This is a genomic window from Paenibacillus bovis, from assembly GCF_001421015.2.
Classification (GTDB): domain Bacteria; phylum Bacillota; class Bacilli; order Paenibacillales; family Paenibacillaceae; genus Saccharibacillus; species Saccharibacillus bovis.
This window is the reverse complement of the sequence record NZ_CP013023.1, coordinates 99,090-119,006: the sequence shown is the minus strand read 5'-3', so window position 1 is coordinate 119,006 and position 19,917 is coordinate 99,090. Positions and strand designations below refer to the sequence as shown.

Genomic DNA, 19,917 nt, shown 5'->3' with positions numbered 1-19,917 from the left:
ATGACAACTGTAAATAACCAAACCCATACATCCGAGACAACACAGATCGATTCCCTCTATAATGCACTGAATATCCAAATCGCCAACTGGTCTGTGTTGTACACCAAGCTGCATAACTTCCACTGGTATGTAAAAGGCGAGAATTTCTACACCCTGCATGCCAAATTCGAAGAACTGTACACTCAGGTAACTGTGTATATGGATGATGTGGCAGAGCGCCTGCTGGCTATCGGTGGCCGTCCGGTCGCTACAATCAAAGAACAGCTGGAGCTGTCCACACTGTTGGAAGCAACAGGCAGCGAATCTGCTAACCAGATGGTAACTTCGGTCGTAGAAGACTTTGCTACACTGGCTGGCGAGATGAGCGAAGCGATCACACTGGCTGAAGAGCTTGCTGATCAACCTACAGCTGACCTGTTGACCGGTATCCGTGGTGAAGTGGAAAAAGCTGCATGGATGCTGAACGCTTACCTGGGCCGTTAATCCCGTAGTGTCCACTGTCTGTACCAAGCCCCCTTGTTATACAGCAAATAACTAAAGCAGCCCGGTTCATACCCCATGATGATCAATGCTGCGCATATAGATTACCCCATACCAGCCTGCCGTGTAGATTGATGCTACATGGCAGGCTTTTTGCTATTGTTTTATGTGCTGATTTTGTGACAGTTTGCGCTGGTTACTGCCAGATCACCTTGCGTTCACGTATAATGGATAGACACTTATATTAAGTAAGTTCGTTTGATCCCCAAATATAGAATAACAGCGGCTTTCATCCAGAAGAGCCGTTCATCCGTATGTAAAAAGTATAAACAGGGCGAAGCTGCCCGATAAGCGAAATTCATCAAATAATGAGGTGGACACTATGGCGGTAACTTATCCGCTTGTTCAGGAAGCAGAATCCTTTATCCGTGTATGTTATCAGGAGCTGGGTCACAGTGAAGAACAGACAGCCGCACGGCTGGAGGAAATATATGAAGAAATTGAGCGTAGCGGCATCTATACCCATACGCTGGAAGAACTCAGTCATGGTGCCAAAATGGCATGGCGCAACAGTAATCGCTGTATTGGCAGGCTGTTCTGGGATCATCTGGATGTGCGCGATGCCCGGCAAGCGGAAGGTACCGACCAGATTGCTGCCGAGCTGCTGGAGCATATCCGGTATGCGACCAATGGTGGCAAAATCCGTCCGACGATCACCATTTTCCGTCCGCGTGATGTGGATGGACGGGAGACACGTATCTGGAATCATCAGCTGATCCGGTATGCCGGTTACGAGACCGATCAGGGGATTCGCGGAGATTCATCGTCCCTGTCGTTCACCCGGTTCTGTCAGCATCTGGGCTGGCAGGGGGCAGGGACTGATTTTGATGTGCTGCCGCTGGTTATAAGTGAGAATAACGGTGCGCCCCGGTGGTACGAGATTCCGCCGCAGGATGTACTGGAAGTGCCGATGATTCATCCGGATTATCCGGAATTTACAGAGCTTGGGCTGAAATGGTATGCTGTTCCCATTGTGTCCGAGATGCGGCTGAATATTGGCGGGATTCAATATACGGCTGCTCCGTTTAACGGATGGTATATGGGTACGGAAATTGGTGCCCGTAACTTTGCCGATGAGCACCGGTATAATCTGCTGCCGGTGATGGCCCGGATCATGGGGCTGAGCACGGTCAGCAAGTCGACGCTGTGGCAGGATCGTGCACTTGTGGAATTGAATGCGGCTGTTCTGCATTCCTACAAGCAGACAGGCGTGAGTATCGTCGATCATCACACGGCAGCTTCCCAATTTCAGAAATTCGAAGAACGCGAAGCGGCAGCCGGACGTGAAGTGACCGGGAACTGGGTATGGCTGATTCCGCCCATGTCTCCGGCGACTACGCATATTTTCCATCGTCCGTATCCCAATCGGACAGTGACGCCGAACTTCTTTTATCAGGATAAAAAATATGAGCGGAGCGAGACCGGATCGCAGGATGGAGGCGGCTGCCCGTTTCATTGAGAGGATGAATAACTAGAACATGCTAGGATTCGGAAGGAACAAGGGCCCTTATCGGATGAACCAGCAGATGCACAGCTTTGTTAATCCGGCACGGCTGATTCCACTGGGCTTTGCAGTGCTGATCCTGATCGGGACGCTGCTGCTTCGTCTGCCGGTATCGGGTGCACACGGACATTCCGTAGGCTGGTTGAATGCCCTTTTTACCGCCACTTCGGCAGTCTGTGTGACCGGGCTTGCGGTGCTTGATACGGGTACCGCCTTTTCCTTATTTGGACAGGTCGTGATCATGGTGCTGATCCAGATAGGTGGATTGGGCTTTATGACATTCGGGGTGCTGTTTGCTGTTCTACTGGGCAAGCAGATCGGGCTCAAGCAGCGGCTGATGATTCAGCAGGCGACCAATGCCTTTTCTACACAGGGACTGGTCAAGCTGTCGCTGAACATTTTCCTGATTGCGTTTGTATTGGAATCGGTGGCGATGATTACGCTGGCGCTGCACTGGACGCCGGAGCTGGGATGGAAGCGCGCCTGGTATTATGGCGCTTTTTATGCGATTTCTTCATTTAACAATGCAGGCTTCGCGCTGCGTCCGGATAGTCTGTCTGCCCATGTGGGGGATCCGGTGGTGAATACGGTTGTCATTACGCTATTTGTGATAGGTGGACTGGGCTTTATCGTTTTGACCGATATTATCCAGAAGCGCCGCTGGCGCCGATTCTCGCTCAATACCAAGCTGGTGCTGACCGCTTCGTTGATTGCTACCGTATTCGGTGTAGTATTCGTACTGGTGGCAGAGTGGAGTAACCCGGCTACCCTCGGACCGCTCAGTCTGGGAGACAAGATCTGGGCAGCTTTGTTCCAGGGCGTTATGCCAAGGTCCTCGGGCTATAATACGGTCAATATCGCCGGACTGATGGCAGCGACCCAGTTTGTATTTATTATCCTGATGTTTATCGGGGCAGCGAGTGGATCGACAGGTGGCGGGATCAAGATCAATACATTTGCGATCCTGATTCTGTGTCTGTACAGTGTAGTACGCGGACGGACAGAGATTCATGCGTTTCAGCGGAAGATTAGCTTTGAAATGGCTTTTCGGGCGCTGGCGGTGATCATGATCTCGTTTGGTATTGTTTGCATGCTGACGATCCTGCTGACGATTACCGAGCATGGTTCCAGTGCTACTTTTCTGGCGATTTTTTATGAATCGGTATCTGCATTCGGTACGGTAGGTTCTTCGATGGGACTCACGCCGAATCTGTCTCCTGCGGGTAAACTGATCATCATCATCACGATGTTTATCGGACGTCTCGGTCCGCTGGCACTGGCATTTGCACTGGCACAGACGAGACGACCGCCGAAATACAGCTACCCGGAGGAAAAAGTACTGATCGGTTAGCCTGCGCAGTGAGAGCGCATCACATAAAAAAGCCTGTTTTCCTGCTTGAGGGCTGCGACCCTGGCAGGAAAACAGGCTTTTTTGCTACGAAATAAGGTATAGAGCTGGTGAATAAATGTGCGGGCAGAAGAATGATAAATCCACTTGTTCATCTGCAGCATGGTATGGTTTACGAACTGCGTAACCGGTGATAAATTGCCGATTGCGTAGAGGTAATACTTTATAGAAGGATAATCTGCTCTGCTAGATCATAAGTGCCTAGGCAGCATACTCTATCGTCTACACGAGCTAAAGTGAGCTGGCTTCAGTTCATCCGTCGTTCCCACCAGTTCAGCAGCTTGCTCAGGGAATAGGTGAGGATCAGGTAAATAATCGCTGCGGTCAGATACGGTTCCCAGATGCGCATATACTGTCCGCGCATCACATTGGCGTAGTACATCAGTTCCTTGGCTGCGATCACGGTGAGCAGGGACGAATCCTTGATCAACACAATAAATTCATTACCAAAAGCCGGCACCATTCGCTTGATCGCCTGGGGTAGGATAATATATCTCATCGTCTGACGGTGCGTCATGCCCAGCGACAGCGAAGCCTCGGTCTGGCCTTTCTCGACGGACTGGATACCGGCCCGGAAAATCTCCGCCGTATACGCAGCGGAATTGAGCGTCATCGACAACACAGCGGCAATCATCACATCGGTATGACCGACCAGCGCGGGCACCACGCCAAAATGCACAATCAGAATCTGCACCAGCAGCGGTGTCCCACGGAAAAAGTTGATGTAACAGGCTGCCGGCAGACGGAAATAGGCATGAGCGGACATCCGGCCAAAGCCAACAATCAATCCCAGAACAGAGCCCAGTATAATAGAAAGAATGGAGATTCCGATCGTCAGTAGGGTTCCCTGCAGCAGCATGGGCAGATAATACAGAATGATATCAAAGCGGAATTCCTGCATAGCTTAACCTTTGGCCATGGCTGCTTTGAGATGGGTAAGATCCGGCTCTTCACCAAACCATGTTTTGTAGATTTTTGCGTAAGTTCCGTTGTCGATGATTTTCTGTATCGCAGGGTCCAGCTTGGCTTTTAGTTCGCTACCTTTGGGATAAATAATACCGTAATACTCGGAATCGAAATTCTGGGAGTCTGCGATACTCACCAGGTTTTTGTCCGGGTTATTTTTGATATATTCACGGACAACAGCGATATCCGCGACAACCGCATCCGCACCGCCGCTGTCCAGTTCCATCAGTGCCAGTGCATTGCTCTCGAATTTGCTGAGCCCCGGATTGTTCGCGCCCATAATGCCGGACATCAGGATATCGGCGGTGGTACCATTCTGGACAGCGACTTTTTTATCTTTGAGATCCAGTGCCGATTTTACCGGACTACCCTGTTTGACCATAATAATATTGGTCGATTCAAAATAAGGCAGGGAAAAGTCATAACTGTCCTTGCGCTCGTCGGTAATAGACACCGATGAGATGCCCGCCTGATATTCTGTTCCCTGACGCACACTCTCCAGCATGGTATCCCAGCCTACATTGGTTATTTCATGTTCAAGCCCGGCTTCCTTGGCGACGGCTGCAATAAAGTCGATATCAAAACCTTTGACCTGATCCAGATCCATAAATTCCATCGGTGCATAGGAAGCATCGGTAGCAAATCTGACAGGTCCACTGGCTGCTGCAGGCGTACTGGACTCGCTGCTGGCAGAGGAGCAGGGTCCTGAGCAGGTGGCTGCCCACATGCAGTTAATACACCAATAAGTAATGTAAATAAAGCTAACAGATACCCCTTGTTCATTATGTAACCCCCTAATATTTTGGATGTATAGGAGAGATTCTAACAAGAAATAGTAGGGATAACAATATAATTATAAGATAAATGTTAGTTTATTTTACATATATTTAATTTTAAGAACGTGTTATGCAGATGGAAAGGCAGTATCTATAGATTGCAGGTTAGCAAATCTGCCATTCCATATATGTTCATGATGCTGAATAATCTGTTGGGCAGTCAATTCATTGCTATCCAGTGTACTATGGCTGTCGGCAGCGACAATATTAGCCTGATAGCCGAGACTGTATGCCGCGCGAATCGTGGTATCCATGCAAAATTCCGTTTGCGCACCAGCGAAAATGAGCTGCTCGATCCTATGCTGATCCAGCCATTCCAGCAATTCGGTATTATAAAAGGCATCCCAACGGGTTTTGCGGATTACTGTATCGTCTGCTGTACGGGACAGGCGACTGCAAATCTGCCATTCCGGTGTATCTACGTAGAGCTCTTCTCCCGCGGTATAGCTGGTATGCTGAATAAATACAATTGGAACCTGTTTTTGACGCGCTTTTTCAATCCACTGCTCGACATGGGTAATGAGCGCATCGCGGCGGTATAATGCATTTTCTTCCCCCATGAAAAAAATCTCCTGCATATCGATGATGATCAGTGCCTGCTTCATTCCCATCCATCCTTCCTTTAGTACGATAAAGTATGTAATAAGCATTTATTATACCTGAAAATAGACAGCTGTCACTGCCGATCATTTCTGCGCAGCGTTATGGCTGATCCATATCACCGCCTGTCTGCCGAATGATTAGCGTTTTGGGCGTAGTTATGGAACAATATAGGTAGAACCTGCCTGCAAGAGCAGAGAACAAGAACGTAAAGGATGGAGACCAATGAACGAACAACGAATAGAAATTAGCAAAAATGTACTGATCGACTGCCTGGGTCTTCAGCCCGGCGAAACGCTGGTCGTCGTAACCGATGACAGCCGCAAGGAACTGGCGGAATCCCTCTATGAAGCGGGCAAGCGTCTTGGTGCCGAATCGATGCTGATGGTGATGCAGGAGCGCAGCAAGTCGGGCGAGGAACCACCGGCTTCTATCGCGATGGCAATGATGAATGCTTCGGTAGCTGTCTGTGTGACACGCTACTCCCTGACCCATACATCAGCGCGCAAGCAGGCCGCAGCTGCCGGTGCGCGCGTAGCGACAATGCCGGGCATTACCGAGGATATGTTCACTCATGGAGCGATCACCGCCGAATATTCCAAGGTCAAGGAATTGACGGAAAAAGTAACACAGCTGCTGACTCGCGCTTCCAGCGTACGCATCGAAAAGGACGGCTACAGCCTGAACTTCTCTATCGACAGCAGAGAGGGAGTACCGAGCACCGGCCTGTACCTGAACCCCGGTGAATCCGGTAATCTGCCCTCGGGTGAAGCCTATATTGCACCGCTGGAAGGAACAGCCGAAGGGAAAATTCTGGCAGATGGCTCGGTAGCCGGTCTGGGTGCACTGGACAGTCCGCTGCTGTTGACCGTAGCGGATGGAAGACTGATCGCTGCCGAAGGAGACAAAGGCGACGAACTGCTGCGTATGCTTGGCGATGATCAGGGGCGGATGCTGGGAGAATTCGGTATTGGTACCAATGACAAAGCCCGTATCACCGGCATCGTACTGGAAGATGAGAAAGTATACGGAACGATTCATGTTGCTTTTGGCAGCAACAATACGTTTGGCGGTACTGTCGCGGCTGGCGTACATATCGATATCGTGGTGAAACAGCCTGATGTGTATCTGGATGACCAGCTGATTATGCGTGCCGGCGAGCTGCTGGGTTAAACAGCAGCTGCAAGGTATTAATTTGCGATAACGGCGGTGAAAGAAAATGAAGACAACAGGAATTATGCTGCGCGAGCTGCTGCAGATTCCGCTGCTGCAAAGCGCCCGTGTTATTAGTGGAGAGCGTGGACTGGAGCGAGCGGTGCAATGTATTGATATTATGGAGACGCCTGATCTGGAAGGCGGGATACGGGAAGGTGTGCTGCTGATGACAACAGCCTATCCGATCCGCCATGAGCCGGAACGACTGGTGGATATGATTATAGCTCTGTCAAAAGGCAAGGCAGCAGCGCTTGCGATCAAGCCTGCGCACTTTCTCCAGGGAATACCGGAGGCAGCGATCCAGGTAAGCGAACAATACGGCCTGCCGCTTATTGAGCTGCCACCGGATATCCCGTATACCGAGATTACACAGGCCGTCATGGAGCAGGTATTGGACCGTCAGGCCTCTATCCTGCGGCGTTCGGACGAGGTGTACCGCAAGCTGACGATGATGGTGCTGGAGAATATCGGTATTCAGGCAGTCAATGATCATGTATCCGAGCTGCTCAAGGCACCGGTCGCAGTCATTGACAATACCGGGGTAACTATTGTCTCCTCTCCGGCAGGCTGGGATTATAGACAGGCATCCGATCCACTTAGCTGGAATATCAATGTGGATCGGCGCAGTGTCGCCCGTCTGATCGTAGATAAAGAAAAGCTGGACACGATGGAAGAGGTTGGTGTCGAGCAGGCACGGCTTGTGCTGGCACTGGAGCTGATGCGCAACCGGATTATCGAGGATACCGAGAGTCGTTTGCGCGGCAACTTTATCGATGAACTGATGACGCCGCCTGTTCCACCGCGGTCAGAAGTAGAGCAGCGCGGCCGTCAGCTAGGTATGAATCCGGCGCAGCAGTGGGAGATTGTCGTGATCGAGGGCCAGACTGCTCCCGAAGAAGAATGGATGAACCATCTGCTGGCGATCGAGGCGGAGAAATACGGAGTTCGTCCTCATATCGAATTCCGCAGCAACCGTGCGATTTTGTTCCTGCCTACCCCGCCTGCCGAGCAGGAACAGGCTAACGTTGACGGGGAGCAGGAGATTCCTTGGGATACGATTGTCGCGGGCTGGCTGAATGATCGTGAAGGACGTCTGCATGGCTATCGGGCTGGTATCGGGCGGCCGAAATGGCTGTGGGATATTCATCATGGATACAGTGAGGCGCGCAGTGCGCTTACGATCTCGCGCCGTCTGAGCGGCGGTGGTTCGCTCACGGCCTATCAGGATGTGGAGATTTATCATCTGCTGCGCGGTTCGGTCGATGAACGTGGATTTGGTGAACTGTTCGATCGCAAGCTGGGGCGGCTCAAGCAGTACGATGAAGAGCATCATAGTGAGTTGCTGCGCACGCTGTTCTTTTATCTGGACAGTCGCGGCAGCTTGATGGATACAGCAAGCCAGCTGTTTATTCACCGTAACTCGGTCAAATACCGGCTGGATCGGATACGCGAAATGACCGGTATAGACCTGAATGATCCACACGAGCAGTTCATTATGCATATGTGCCTGATTTATTATTATCTGATGGAGCATCCTGAAGATGAATAGACCCAAGGAGGCTTTCTTATGTTGGACAGCTTGTTCAATCGCTTGGCAGCTCCCTATACTCATATACAGCGTACAGGATATAGATGTATCGGCAGTGCGAACGACTGCCATATGTTTGTCCAGGATGGTGCGGCAGGAGCCCGGTGGACACAGGATTTGTCCATCGATCCCCAGACCATTGCTCTTCGGTTGATGCCGACATACAGGCAAATGCAGAAAGCGAAATTTCGCCTGCCTGTATCACTCGCAGCATGCAGCGATCTTGATTTCCTGCAGCTGCCGCTGGCCATGCTGACCCATTTTCAACCCGGCGAGCTGCCGCAGAGCCTGCGCAAGCTGCAGATTATTAACACCGAAGATCCACTGCCGGATGGGAAAGTGAATTGGGAGGTGCTTGGCGAGACGTCGATCGATAGCCTGACCATCCTGAATGATGGAGGCTCAGCAGACTGCTCCCATGTGCTGCAGGGCATCGAAGATCTGCTGCCGCGTCTTCGCTATCTTAGCTATGATCGACGCCAAAATGGTAATTTGGTATTCGGCGCTTTGAATCTGGAAGTACTGGTCGTGTCCAGTGCCGGTAATGGCGATTGGCTGCCGGATATTCCTGCCGGGCTCAAAGCTCTGGGATTGATCGGAGCAGACCGCGGTTGTAATCTTGGGCGTTTGTCTCATCTTCATGCACTGGAGACGCTGCTGCTAAACAGTATAAAAAGCCTGGACGTCGCCGCACTCGCCGATCTAACCTCGCTTCGCGAGCTGGAAATCCTAAATTCAAGATCCTGGACCCATACAGAGCGGCTGGCCGAGCTGTCTTTGAGCAGACTGACCATTATAGACTGCGGCAAGCCGCTAAAAGGCATACAGCATCTGTTTGACGCTGCTCGTTATGAGACGCTTGATATCCAGTTTTCTTGATCGAAGCTTCTCATCTCGCGCTGTCCTTTCCTAAATAGCTATACCAAAAAGCAATGCCGCAGCTCTCAAGCCGCGGCATTGCTTTTTGGCATGACATGGTACACAAGAGAGTATAAATCGTTCAACAAACAAAAGATATTGCACTCCAAACCACATATAACTTCCGTTGCGATCAAGTACAACTACTGCTGTAAGTATGCTGAAAACTGCTGAAATGCTTGCTGAATTTCAAATTTTAAGCAAAAAGACATTAACTAATTTACCTTTCTCTCCGATAAGTTAGGGGTAAGCTGGTTATTTACCAGTAACTTCAAGGCTTATTCATTCACTCATCTTCTAGCAGCAGGAACATTCTTAATTTATGAAAAGCCAGCAATCGTTTTGATAAAAGGACAGGGTCATGTCCAAGGGGGAAAAAGAGATTTATGAAAAGATTGGGATTCAGGGAGAAAATGGTGATCTTTATCAGTCTGGTCATTATTATCGGCAGCGGATTGCTCGGCTATTATGCCGTCAAAAAAGCAGATAGTCAGATCGTGGGGGCTGCGCAGAAAAAACTACTCAGTGATCTGGATACCGGAATGCTGTTGATTGATGCCATGTATCCGGGCGAGTGGTCCGAACGTGATGGCAAGCTGTACAAAGGCACAACGGTAATGAACGATAATTTTGATTGGCTGGATAACTTCGGCAAGAAAACCGGTGATACGGCGACCCTGTTTTTGCAGGATACGCGTGTAGCGACCAACGTGATCAAGCCGGATGGCAGCCGGGCAGTCGGTACGAAGATTTCCGACAAGGTAGGCAATATTGTACTCAAGCAGGGACAGTCCTATACCGGTGAAGCCGAGGTTGTCGGTCAGGTCAATCAGGCTGCCTATATACCGCTGCATAATGCAGTCGGTGATATTATCGGCATCTGGTATGTAGGTGTACCGAACGCTCCGTATGAGCAGGCGAGTAATGAATTTGAGCGGGGAATCATCCTGTTTATCGTCTTTGAAGTGATTGCTGCCATTATTATGATCTGGTTGCTGACCAAGCGGCTGCTGCGTCCGCTCGTTATGATTACACGCGCAGCCGAGCAGGTTGCCGGTGGCAGTCTGCAGGTGAAGCTGCCGGATGTACACAGCAGAGACGAGATCGGCAGACTATCGGTCTCTATTCGCACAATGATGGATAATCTGTCCCATCTGATGCAGGATATCCGTCAGAATATGTATTCGTCCGCCAGTCAGATCAGCTCTTCGTCCGAGCAATTTTCCCGTTCGCTGGAGGAGATGAGCAGTTCCTACAGCCAGGTTGTAGCCAGCAACAAAGAGATGAACACAAATGCCGAAGCCGGCAACCGTATGCTGCATGATTCGATGGAAACGATGAATACACTGACCCAGCTGATCGATCGGGCGGCTGTACGTGTAGATGGTGCAGTACAGGATTCACAGTACACCCGTGAAACTGCGCAGCTGGGCAAGGAGACGATGGCGCAGACGATTCGTGCACTGGACAGCTTTGCTGAATCTTCTTTGGAAAATGCCCGTATCGTTGGTCAACTGGAAAAGTACTCCAAAGAAATCAAGTCGATTGCCCATACCATTTCCGGTATCGCCGGTTCTACCAATCTGCTGGCACTGAACGCCTCAATAGAAGCGGCACGTGCGGGAGAAGCAGGTCGCGGATTTGCAGTGGTCGCTTCTGAAGTACGCAAGCTGGCTGAACAAGCCAGCGAAGGAGCTAGCTCGGTAGAAGAATTTACCGCCAAAATGGGTGAATCGCTGCAACAGGCGGTCGATATGCTTCAGCAGGGCAAAACGCATCTGGATACCGGGCGCGAAGCAGCCCATTCTTCTGAAGAGGCTCTGGAAGCGATCTGGCAGGCTGTCGGTACAACAGCTGCCAGTATACAGGAAGTATCTGTTATTGCCCGTCAGAAAGTCGAATATGCCCAGCAGGTAAGTGGTATGATGAGTAAGCTGGAAAATACAGTGGAACATACACTGTCTGCTTCCAGCCAGGTACTGACTATTTCCGAGACGGTAGCCCATGAACTGGAGACACTGGCAGCCGGCTCGGAGGAGCTGGATGCCATGTCTACCCAGCTGCAGTCTGCCGTATCCAAAGTATTATCCTGAGCATGACATGACAATGCCCGCTGAACCGGTGATCTTCTCACCGTGTCAGCGGGCATTTTGGTACGAACTATGAGTATGAATTATGATACGAACCGGGCTGCTGTATCGATACAGGTATCGACGCATCCAACACTCATTTTGGATGGTGCGTAAAGGGAAGGTGAGAAGTACGGATTGTTGCCATAGCCGCTATTTCTAAGCCGGTATTCCGGACATTCCGGAGATCTGCGATCTACTGAACAGCCGTCCAGAGATGATCTTCACTGACAGCCGGTCGGATTCCAGCGCACGTCCGAAGTAAGTGGAAGTTCATGGCTAACCGCCTGAATAATCTCTTCGGGATCAGCCGAGACGAACAATCGGCTCAGGCAGGATTCTCCGGTAAAGCCTTCGTTCATACTGTGCCGGATCATGCCCAGCAGCGGATCATAATAGCCGCGAATATTGTACAGACCCAGCGGTTTATTGTGAATGCCGATCTGCGACCAGCATAATACTTCGAATAATTCTTCGAGTGTACCCAGTCCGCCGGGCAGTGCGATAAAAGCATCGGCCTGCTCCTGCATCATGGCTTTGCGTTCATGCATGCTGCCTACCTGTATCATTTCTGTTAATCCCTGATGTACCCGTTCACCGTGGAGCAGTCCGCCCGGCATAATACCGGTTACTTCTCCGCCGGAAGCCAGCGCTGCGTCGGCAACTGCCCCCATTAATCCCAGACGCGAACCGCCATAGATCAGACGGTATCCGAGTCCGGCTATATGGGTGCCCAGCTGTGTAGCAGACTGAAGATACTCGGGATGATGTCCTGTTGCTGATCCTGCAAATACACAGATCGACTTCATGCTGTTCACTCCTCACAAGGGAATAATTTACAGTATACCATAGTATATATAACCTTTATTTACGCTATTCATAAGGAAATACAGCTTTGTGCAAAAAATAATAACGGTTATCTGCGTATATATCGGATAGATACGCCTGCTGTGAAAAGGAAGACGACAATCGCAAAAATCCCCTGCCAGCATTAGCGCCGGGCAGGGGATAGCCTGTTTCCTGTATTTGCAAAGTCATCTGTACCCCTAAACCAGGGTACAAATATATTCTTCTGCAAAGCAGACAGCAGGGAATGATGTTATTGAGGATTGTTCGTCCAGATACCGGCTGTTTTCAGTACCACACGGGATGGCAACTTGAGACCGGCCAGTACCAGCTCGGCTACATCTTCCGGCTGCAGCATGCGGTCTTCATCGCCGATCGGCAGACCGGCATTTACAGCCAGCGGTGTATTGACCGTACTCGGATTCAGGGCAGTTACGCGGATATTGGACTTGCGTACTTCCTGCATCAGCGCTTCGGTCATGCCCAGCAGAGCGAACTTGGAAGCGCAGTACGCCGAACCTGTCGCAAAGCCGCGTTCACCGGCTGTCGAAGCAATATTGATAATGTCTCCGCTTCCCTGCTCAATCATGGCAGGCAGCAGTTCATGAGTCACATAATAAGCGCCCATCAGGTTGACACGGATAATCTGTTCCCACTGTTCCGGGTCCATTTCTGCCAGTTTGCCAAAGGAAGCTGTCCCTGCATTGTTGATCAGAATATCCACATGACCGAGTGAAGCTGCCAGCTCGGATACGGCTGCGCGGGCTTCCTGGGAGTTCGATACGTCAGCGGCAGCAGTAAATACCTGCACACCGTGCTGCTCGGACAAAGTGTTTTTCAGTTCGTCCAGATCGGCAGCCGTACGCGCCAGGAGACCCAGATTCACACCTTCGCGTGCCAGGGATTCGGCGATGGCTTTGCCGATACCTTTACCGGCACCAGTAATAATGGCTGTTTTGTTACGTAATTCCATGATGATTCAACCTCCATTTTCACGTTAATATCCTACTGGAATAGTATACTACTAATATTCCCGCGAAAAAAATGTTTCGTTATATTTACAAAAGGGTAATCAAATTGGTTACATATTCCGACATATTCTTGTATAATAGTTCAATAATTTCATCGTTTGAAATAGGAGCTAAATTTCAGGAAAGTGTAGGGATGCCTGTGGACCAGCGTTACATCAAAACAACCATTCAGACTCTTCTTCATCGCGCTAACAGTGATGTACGGGTTCGCACCAGAAAAAAATTTCCGGGTCCCCGTTCCGTTGGTGGCAAGTTCGGAATGAACAGCCGCATGATCACATTGTATATCCATGAGATTGAGGAGCAGTGCTTTAATATGTTCGGTTCCCTCAGTCATGTAAATGATTATTTTACGATTATTATGGCTCATGAACTCGGCCATGCCCATGATCCGATGCTGGAACAGCTGGCAGACGATCTCGACGAGTGTAACGACTCGCTGCTGCGTGCACGGATCGCGCTGCGGATCGAGGAAAACGCATGGGAATTCGCCCGTGAGCTTGTTCCGGAAGTGAGCAGCTATGTATTCGAACAGATTGTAGAACGTTCGCTGGAAGGCTATCATGCAGCGATTCGGCGTGCTACCGCTCAGAGTACGGGGCTTGAAGTGATTGCCTGATGACTGGATTAGTATATTGCTTTGCAAAAGCGGATAGGACGACCAAGCCCTATATGGAGCATATCATCATGAAGATGATCCATTAGAAAACAGATTGCCTCGGAGACGATAAGGCGGTCTGTTTTTTTGTTTTGTTCGGGTGAAAAGGGACGCTAGCCTATTCGGACTTGGTGAACCGTCAGGAATAAGGTATGGTAAAGGTAAAGATGATTATGTAAAAATTATACAGATAGCTTTATCAAAAAAAGCAGACGAGAGGAGCGATATATTTATGGCAGACTATATCGGCTGGATACGTTCAAAAGTAGGGCCGGAGCATATCATTACTAATTTTGCCGGAGCGATTATTACCAATGACAAAGGCGAGATTCTGCTGCAAAAGCGCCGGGATAACGGACAATGGGGATTTCCTGGCGGAGCGATGGAGCTGGGCGAATCGGCAGAGGATACGGTAAAACGCGAAGTTATGGAGGAGACCGGACATACGATCGAGATCCATTATCTTCAGGGAGTATACACCAAGTACGATTATACGTATCTGAATGGAGACCGGTCGCAGACGATGCTGGTTGCTTTTGTATGCCGGATTACCGGCGGAGAGCGGCTGCAGGAGAATGAAGAGACTCGTGAGCTGCGCTTTTTTGCACCGGAATCGGCACCGCCGCTGTTTAACCGGCAGAATGTGGATATGCTGGCGGATTTCCGTGAAGGACGCAAAGGGGTCTATAGGTAGAGAACAACCTTAATTAGGATGGTATAGAAAAAAAACACTTTAGACAAATCACCATATAGAAGCCAGAAAATTTTCTGGCTTCTAAACAGCTAAAAAAGTTCTTTTAGTTTATCTCTTTCATATTTAATTAAAGTTTGAATGCTATGATATTCATTTTGCTGTATCATTTTTATAATATTTTCTTCTGATATCTGAGAAGGAAGGATCTTTTCGAGTTTTCTAATAGCAGAATTAGGTATTCCGTATTCAATAAGGATAGATAAATTCTCTCTTATAAAATCATTTTCTATTTGACTAGCAAAAAAAGAAAAGTCTCCAGCCACTAGATTTTTTTCTTTACAAACAAATTTTTGAATTTCATTAATGACATTTAACCATTTAGGAACTTTGTATTGAAACCAATGCCTTAATGTTTGAAAAGCTTCTTGTATTGCTAAGTCAAGGATCTCATTATCATTTTTTAATTTGTATGAAGGTAAGGTTTTATAATAATTCACATTATTCTCTACTAATTTCATAATGCTCTGAGAATGACTATAATCCATAGTAACTTTTACTAGTTTTTTTATAGTCATTGGTGCTACGTTTTCATTTTCACGTATTAGATTATTCCATGCCAAATTAAGAACGTAGGATAATTGTTGATAGTTAGGATAAGTAGTCCAATTTAAATTATAGTACTGTACTTCAATTTCACTTCTTAAAGTATTTAAGATATTTTTTTGTCCTTGAACTAAATCACCATTTTTTTTAAATAATTCTCGTTCTCTAAGTGGAATTTTCATCATTTTTTCATACTGATCACTATTTTTATCTCGTATTTGTTTTTCGTCTAAATGAATCAATATTTCATCGGATATAGGGCTTTGTTCAAAAAATGGAATATCAATGATAACTTCTTGCATTTTAGGAGGTTTGTTAAAATTGTAAATTTTACCAATATAATGAACCATCATTCTTCCGGAACGTCCTTTAATATTATTGTAGTCGAAGAAATCTATCGCATGTTTCTTTCCAATTTTCTCATCAAAATAAATCACATTTTTTGCACTAGTATTGACCCCTTCAATAATAGTTGAAGTGCAAAACAAGAAATTAATCTTATTGCTATTAAAGTAATCAATTATAGAGGAAGAAATATGTTTTTGAAGAGCACCATCATGAAATCCAATACCATATTTCAAACAATTACTTAAACACCATTCTTTACTAATGTTCATTTCAATCCATTCAATTAAACTTAAATTATTTGAGCTTAACTGAATGGTATTTTTTTGTGATAAATGAATTTGATAAGCTGCTGCTAGTTTTCTAGCTCTAGCAGGTGATGAGCAGTATATTAATGACTGCTCTGATTTCAAGCTATCTAAAAGGTTAAAAAGTACAGATTCTTTATATATTTTTTTGTTTCCACTTTGACCAAATTTTCCTTCATGAGCTTGGAAAATATCTATAGAGATATTATCTACCAATGAATAATTTGTTCGATAAAATTTAGCATTATATTGCTGGGCGAACCCTTCTGATATACCGCTTATATTAGGACCTAATAAATAAAAATTTGCTTGATGTTTATTTAACAGTAAATTCATTGCATTATTAAGTACATCTGATCTTTCATCGCCACGTCTAGAACTAAGCTTATAAAATTCATCTATTACAAAAAAGTCAATTTTAGGAAGTGATTTATATTCCATTACTCTTTCGGCTGTTAATAAAAAGAGATTGCCTTTATCAAAAGATGCTTCTTGAGAAGTTCTCACAATAATTTTATAATCATTTTTATATTTGTTAAGCTTTTTTCTTGTTTCATCTAATAGAGCTAGAGTAGGTTGAATTATAACTATATTTTTATATTTAAGACTTGCTACTACTTCTTCTATAAGAAGACTCTTTCCAAAGCTCGTTGGAGCACTTACTATTAAATTTCCACCTTGATTTATATAATTTTTTAAAAGAAATTGTTCTTCATGAAGAAGTTTTTTTTCTAAAAATTTAGAAGAATGATAATTTTTTCTTATATTAGAAGAAGTGGATTTTAAGTTGGATGAAATTCTATCTTTATCTAGATATGGATAAAAGCCGGCGCTTTCTACTAGATCACTCCAAATCTCATAATATGATTCTTCGATTTTATTCCAATTATCTAAAACATTTATTAATATTCTTCTTCCCAAATCTTCAGTTTCTTTTCTTCTAAGCAATTTTGAACATAATTGAGCATAAGAAAAAAGCTCATTTAATTCATATGAATCTTTTGTGCGTAAGTTTTTAACTATGAAATCAACATGTTCATGGTTATTCATCATCATAAATCCCCTGTAAAGTATAAAGTTTTTTATGCATTCTCTTTACCAATTCATTTTTTGACTGGACTGGAAAGAGTAAAAGAATAAAATTTAATTGTGTTTTTAATGGGTGAAGATTTTTAGTATCAAAATGTTGTAATAGCGAGCGAACTTCTTGCTCATATTCTTTTAAAAAATCTAAATCTTCTTCATTATTATATTTAGTGAATAGTTCACTAGAGTAAGTACAAATTAAAGGTATATTTATAGAACTAATTACATTTTTAAGAGTTTGATTACGATCCATTAAATCAAGCCAATATTCTTTTTCAGGAATATTGTCAGCGGGAAGATGTTTTATTTTTTTAGATATTAAAGTGAATTCTTGATTTAAATAGTCATGTTTAAAATGAGATTCTATATCTTCAATTAATGCTTCAACTCCCTTTTGGCCATTTGTATAAAGTTTTGATTCGCCAAGCCATAAAGTTCTAGTAGCGGGATGAATATGGACAGCATCAAATCCATGTACTGGCACTCCTAGCGAGTCTTTAAAATAAATTTTTGAGAGCAAAGGAATAGTTTCATAATAATCTCTTAGTAAAAGATGAAGAATCAGCTCTCCAAATTCACCTCGTTTAAGATATTTTTTATCGATATCGTCGTCTCCAATGTTACTGTTACCATCAATATAAATCTTTTTAGCTTCTTTGAATTCATCTATTTTATAAATAGCATTAGCAGCTTCACATATTAAATTTATTGACTGAGAAATAGGAATTACTTCGCCTTCGTGAAAACCAAAAGCAAATTCAGGTAATGCAGATTGAAGTAAATTGATGAGGTGACTAAATCGGTATTTATAAGTATTATCATCTTGTATATCAAATCCTACTAAGTAGCTTCTTAATTTAACTTCTGATATCTGTTGTATAATTACTTTTTCAGAACCAAATATAGTTGGCATTTAAAGACCTCTTTTGGCTTAATTTTCATAAAATAGTACTTTATGAATTATAAACTCTTTTTTAGATGGAAAACAAGGACTTTTGCACCAGTTCATAATATTTATAAGCTTGTTATTACTATAAGTACTTAATAAATAATAGATATTTAGACATAAAAAACCGTAATAGATCATTATTAAACTATAATGATCTATTACGGTTTTTTTGCAATTAAACTAGTGGATTCAAAAATATAATGTTTTAATAACGCAGCTAGATATTAGATTTATTTTAAAAAGACTTTTATAGTTTAATTTGACTCGCTGTAATCGCCTGCTCCAGATCCTGGATTAGATCGCGAATGTTCTCTGTACCGACCGAGAGACGGATCAGCTCGGGATTTACGCCTGCTGCGAGCTGCTGTTCTTCATTCAGCTGCTGATGCGTTGTACTCGCAGGGTGGATAATGAGTGACTTGGAATCGCCCACATTCGCCAGATGGGAGAACAGCTTTACATTACCGATCAGCTTCTGTCCGGCTGCTGCACCACCGCGGATACCGAAGGTCAGAATCGCGCCCTTGCCGCGGGTGAGATACTTTTCTGCCAGCTTATAAGACGCATGACTGCTCAGACCGGGATAACTGACCCATTCCACATCAGGATGCTGTTCCAGGTATTCGGCGACCTGCTGGGCATTCTCGCTGTGACGTTCCATCCGCAGATGCAGCGTCTCCAGCCCCTGCAGCAGCAGCCACGCATTAAATGGGGAGATTGGTGCGCCCAGATCGCGCATCAGCTGCACACGGGCTTTGGTAATATAGGCAAGCGGACCGAGTGCATCGCTGTATACCAGTCCATGATAGCTCGGGTCCGGCTGGGTCAGGCCAGGGAACTTGTCATTCGTTGTCCAGTCGAACTTGCCGCCGTCGACGATTACACCACCGATCGATGTACCATGACCACCGATAAATTTGGTGGCGGAGTGTACGACTACATCTGCCCCATGCTCAATCGGACGCAGCAGGTAAGGACTCGGGAATGTGTTATCCACGATCAGCGGAATCCCGTGCTCATGCGCAATCGCAGCGACCGCTTCGATATCCAGCACATTGCCGAGCGGATTGCCGACCGTCTCGGCATAGAGTGCTTTGGTACGCTCGTTGATCGCAGCGCGGAAGTTCTCTGGATCATCCGAATTAACGAATTGTACTTCAATGCCCAGCTTGGGCAGCGTATTGGCAAACAGATTATATGTACCGCCATACAGACTGGCTGCCGAGACGATATGGTCACCCGCTCCGGCGATATTCAGAATGGAAAAGGTAATCGCTGCCTGTCCCGATGCTGTCGCCAGTGCGCCGACTCCACCTTCCAGCGCAGCAATGCGCTTTTCGAATACATCGGTCGTCGGGTTCATGAGGCGAGTGTAGATATTACCGAATTCCTTGAGCGCAAACAGATTGGCAGCATGCTCGCTATCGCGGAATCCGTACGAGGAAGTCTGGTACAGCGGTACCGCACGAGAGAAGGTGGTCGGATCAATCTCCTGTCCGGCATGAATCGCAAGCGTTTCCAATAAATAAGGGTTGGGTTCAGTCATGGTCAGTCTCCTTTGAACAAGATGAGATTGCAGTACAGCATTCGTTCTATCCATTGTTAGACAAGTAATACCATGGTGTGTGAGAAATTGATTTGTATTATTCTCGCATGGGGCTGTTCAATATTCAAGCAGCAAATTACATTTCGG

17 protein-coding genes are annotated in these 19,917 nt (G+C 46.3%); 9 read left to right on the top strand and 8 right to left on the bottom strand.

The window, feature by feature from the left end; translation table 11 throughout:
- The 3 genes from AR543_RS00525 to AR543_RS00515 all read left to right on the top strand — a co-directional run bounded on the left by AR543_RS00525 (position 1) and on the right by AR543_RS00515 (position 3,395).
- Complete coding sequence (locus AR543_RS00525; RefSeq protein WP_060530860.1) at positions 1–483, top strand: Dps family protein; 483 nt, start codon at positions 1–3, stop codon at positions 481–483.
- A 379-nt stretch (positions 484–862) separates the two neighbouring features.
- Entirely contained in the window at positions 863–1,999 is a 1,137-nt protein-coding gene (locus tag AR543_RS00520) for a nitric oxide synthase oxygenase (RefSeq protein WP_060530858.1), read from the top strand.
- 55 nt (positions 2,000–2,054) lie between these two features.
- The gene (locus AR543_RS00515) at positions 2,055–3,395 is read left to right on the top strand and encodes a TrkH family potassium uptake protein (RefSeq protein WP_227871803.1); all 1,341 of its coding nucleotides are present in this window, start codon (positions 2,055–2,057) and stop codon (positions 3,393–3,395) included.
- 304 nt (positions 3,396–3,699) lie between these two features.
- Here AR543_RS00515 and AR543_RS00510 read toward each other — a convergent pair whose 3' ends face one another.
- The 3 genes from AR543_RS00510 to AR543_RS00500 all read right to left on the bottom strand — a co-directional run bounded on the left by AR543_RS00510 (position 3,700) and on the right by AR543_RS00500 (position 5,904).
- Entirely contained in the window at positions 3,700–4,353 is a 654-nt protein-coding gene (locus tag AR543_RS00510; RefSeq protein WP_060530854.1) for an amino acid ABC transporter permease, read from the bottom strand.
- A 3-nt stretch (positions 4,354–4,356) separates the two neighbouring features.
- The gene (locus AR543_RS00505; protein WP_060530852.1) at positions 4,357–5,145 is read right to left on the bottom strand and encodes a basic amino acid ABC transporter substrate-binding protein; all 789 of its coding nucleotides are present in this window, start codon (positions 5,143–5,145) and stop codon (positions 4,357–4,359) included.
- 177 nt (positions 5,146–5,322) lie between these two features.
- Positions 5,323–5,904 (bottom strand): isochorismatase family protein, encoded by a 582-nt coding sequence (locus tag AR543_RS00500; protein ID WP_335582703.1) that lies wholly within the window; start codon positions 5,902–5,904, stop codon positions 5,323–5,325.
- Between the two features lie 175 nt (positions 5,905–6,079).
- Here AR543_RS00500 and AR543_RS00495 point away from each other — a divergent pair, with 175 nt between their 5' ends.
- From AR543_RS00495 to AR543_RS00480, 4 genes are all read left to right on the top strand, one after another.
- Positions 6,080–7,027 carry an aminopeptidase gene (locus tag AR543_RS00495; RefSeq protein ID WP_060530848.1) on the top strand — a complete coding sequence of 316 codons (948 nt, stop codon included), beginning with the start codon at positions 6,080–6,082 and terminating at the stop codon, positions 7,025–7,027.
- Positions 7,028–7,073: 46 nt separating this feature from the next.
- On the top strand, positions 7,074–8,618 hold the full coding sequence (locus AR543_RS00490) for a PucR family transcriptional regulator (RefSeq protein ID WP_060530845.1): 1,545 nt from the start codon (positions 7,074–7,076) through the stop codon (positions 8,616–8,618).
- A gap of 18 nt (positions 8,619–8,636) precedes the next feature.
- Complete coding sequence (locus AR543_RS00485; protein ID WP_060530843.1) at positions 8,637–9,536, top strand: hypothetical protein; 900 nt, start codon at positions 8,637–8,639, stop codon at positions 9,534–9,536.
- 425 nt (positions 9,537–9,961) lie between these two features.
- Positions 9,962–11,668, top strand: a complete 1,707-nt coding sequence (locus AR543_RS00480) for a methyl-accepting chemotaxis protein (protein ID WP_060530841.1) — start codon at positions 9,962–9,964, stop codon at positions 11,666–11,668.
- Positions 11,669–11,928: 260 nt separating this feature from the next.
- Here AR543_RS00480 and AR543_RS00475 read toward each other — a convergent pair whose 3' ends face one another.
- Both AR543_RS00475 and AR543_RS00470 read right to left on the bottom strand, forming a co-directional pair.
- Positions 11,929–12,513, bottom strand: coding sequence for an LOG family protein (locus AR543_RS00475; RefSeq protein WP_060530839.1), 585 nt, complete (start codon positions 12,511–12,513; stop codon positions 11,929–11,931).
- A gap of 290 nt (positions 12,514–12,803) precedes the next feature.
- Positions 12,804–13,523, bottom strand: coding sequence for a 3-ketoacyl-ACP reductase (locus tag AR543_RS00470; RefSeq protein WP_060530837.1), 720 nt, complete (start codon positions 13,521–13,523; stop codon positions 12,804–12,806).
- Between the two features lie 191 nt (positions 13,524–13,714).
- Between AR543_RS00470 and AR543_RS00465 the strand changes: the two genes are divergently transcribed.
- Positions 13,715–14,200, top strand: coding sequence for a hypothetical protein (locus tag AR543_RS00465; RefSeq protein ID WP_060530835.1), 486 nt, complete (start codon positions 13,715–13,717; stop codon positions 14,198–14,200).
- A gap of 271 nt (positions 14,201–14,471) precedes the next feature.
- Entirely contained in the window at positions 14,472–14,933 is a 462-nt protein-coding gene (locus AR543_RS00460) for an NUDIX hydrolase (protein WP_060530832.1), read from the top strand.
- A gap of 89 nt (positions 14,934–15,022) precedes the next feature.
- Here the strand turns inward: AR543_RS00460 and AR543_RS00455 are convergent, their stop codons facing one another.
- The 3 genes from AR543_RS00455 to AR543_RS00445 all read right to left on the bottom strand — a co-directional run bounded on the left by AR543_RS00455 (position 15,023) and on the right by AR543_RS00445 (position 19,770).
- Positions 15,023–17,245, bottom strand: coding sequence for a DEAD/DEAH box helicase (locus tag AR543_RS00455; RefSeq protein ID WP_227871802.1), 2,223 nt, complete (start codon positions 17,243–17,245; stop codon positions 15,023–15,025).
- Positions 17,232–18,188, bottom strand: coding sequence for a HamA C-terminal domain-containing protein (locus tag AR543_RS00450; RefSeq protein ID WP_060530831.1), 957 nt, complete (start codon positions 18,186–18,188; stop codon positions 17,232–17,234). The genes AR543_RS00455 and AR543_RS00450 overlap by 14 nt, the downstream gene beginning before the upstream one ends.
- Before the next feature lie 283 nt (positions 18,189–18,471).
- Positions 18,472–19,770 (bottom strand): homocysteine synthase, encoded by a 1,299-nt coding sequence (locus AR543_RS00445; RefSeq protein WP_060530829.1) that lies wholly within the window; start codon positions 19,768–19,770, stop codon positions 18,472–18,474.
- Positions 19,771–19,917: the final 147 nt, after the last annotated feature.

Excerpts from the sequence above, each read along its gene's own strand:
- AR543_RS00525 (WP_060530860.1), top strand. The coding sequence starts at position 1 with ATGACAACTGTAAATAACCAAACCCATACATCCGAGACAACACAGATC.
- AR543_RS00520 (WP_060530858.1), top strand. The coding sequence starts at position 863 with ATGGCGGTAACTTATCCGCTTGTTCAGGAAGCAGAATCCTTTATCCGT.
- AR543_RS00515 (WP_227871803.1), top strand. The coding sequence starts at position 2,055 with ATGAACCAGCAGATGCACAGCTTTGTTAATCCGGCACGGCTGATTCCA.
- AR543_RS00510 (WP_060530854.1), bottom strand. The coding sequence starts at position 4,353 with ATGCAGGAATTCCGCTTTGATATCATTCTGTATTATCTGCCCATGCTG.
- AR543_RS00505 (WP_060530852.1), bottom strand. The coding sequence starts at position 5,145 with ATGTGGGCAGCCACCTGCTCAGGACCCTGCTCCTCTGCCAGCAGCGAG.
- AR543_RS00500 (WP_335582703.1), bottom strand. The coding sequence starts at position 5,904 with ATGCTTATTACATACTTTATCGTACTAAAGGAAGGATGGATGGGAATG.
- AR543_RS00495 (WP_060530848.1), top strand. The coding sequence starts at position 6,080 with ATGAACGAACAACGAATAGAAATTAGCAAAAATGTACTGATCGACTGC.
- AR543_RS00490 (WP_060530845.1), top strand. The coding sequence starts at position 7,074 with ATGAAGACAACAGGAATTATGCTGCGCGAGCTGCTGCAGATTCCGCTG.
- AR543_RS00485 (WP_060530843.1), top strand. The coding sequence starts at position 8,637 with ATGTTGGACAGCTTGTTCAATCGCTTGGCAGCTCCCTATACTCATATA.
- AR543_RS00480 (WP_060530841.1), top strand. The coding sequence starts at position 9,962 with ATGAAAAGATTGGGATTCAGGGAGAAAATGGTGATCTTTATCAGTCTG.
- AR543_RS00475 (WP_060530839.1), bottom strand. The coding sequence starts at position 12,513 with ATGAAGTCGATCTGTGTATTTGCAGGATCAGCAACAGGACATCATCCC.
- AR543_RS00470 (WP_060530837.1), bottom strand. The coding sequence starts at position 13,523 with ATGGAATTACGTAACAAAACAGCCATTATTACTGGTGCCGGTAAAGGT.
- AR543_RS00465 (WP_060530835.1), top strand. The coding sequence starts at position 13,715 with ATGCCTGTGGACCAGCGTTACATCAAAACAACCATTCAGACTCTTCTT.
- AR543_RS00460 (WP_060530832.1), top strand. The coding sequence starts at position 14,472 with ATGGCAGACTATATCGGCTGGATACGTTCAAAAGTAGGGCCGGAGCAT.
- AR543_RS00455 (WP_227871802.1), bottom strand. The coding sequence starts at position 17,245 with ATGATGATGAATAACCATGAACATGTTGATTTCATAGTTAAAAACTTA.
- AR543_RS00450 (WP_060530831.1), bottom strand. The coding sequence starts at position 18,188 with ATGCCAACTATATTTGGTTCTGAAAAAGTAATTATACAACAGATATCA.
- AR543_RS00445 (WP_060530829.1), bottom strand. The coding sequence starts at position 19,770 with ATGACTGAACCCAACCCTTATTTATTGGAAACGCTTGCGATTCATGCC.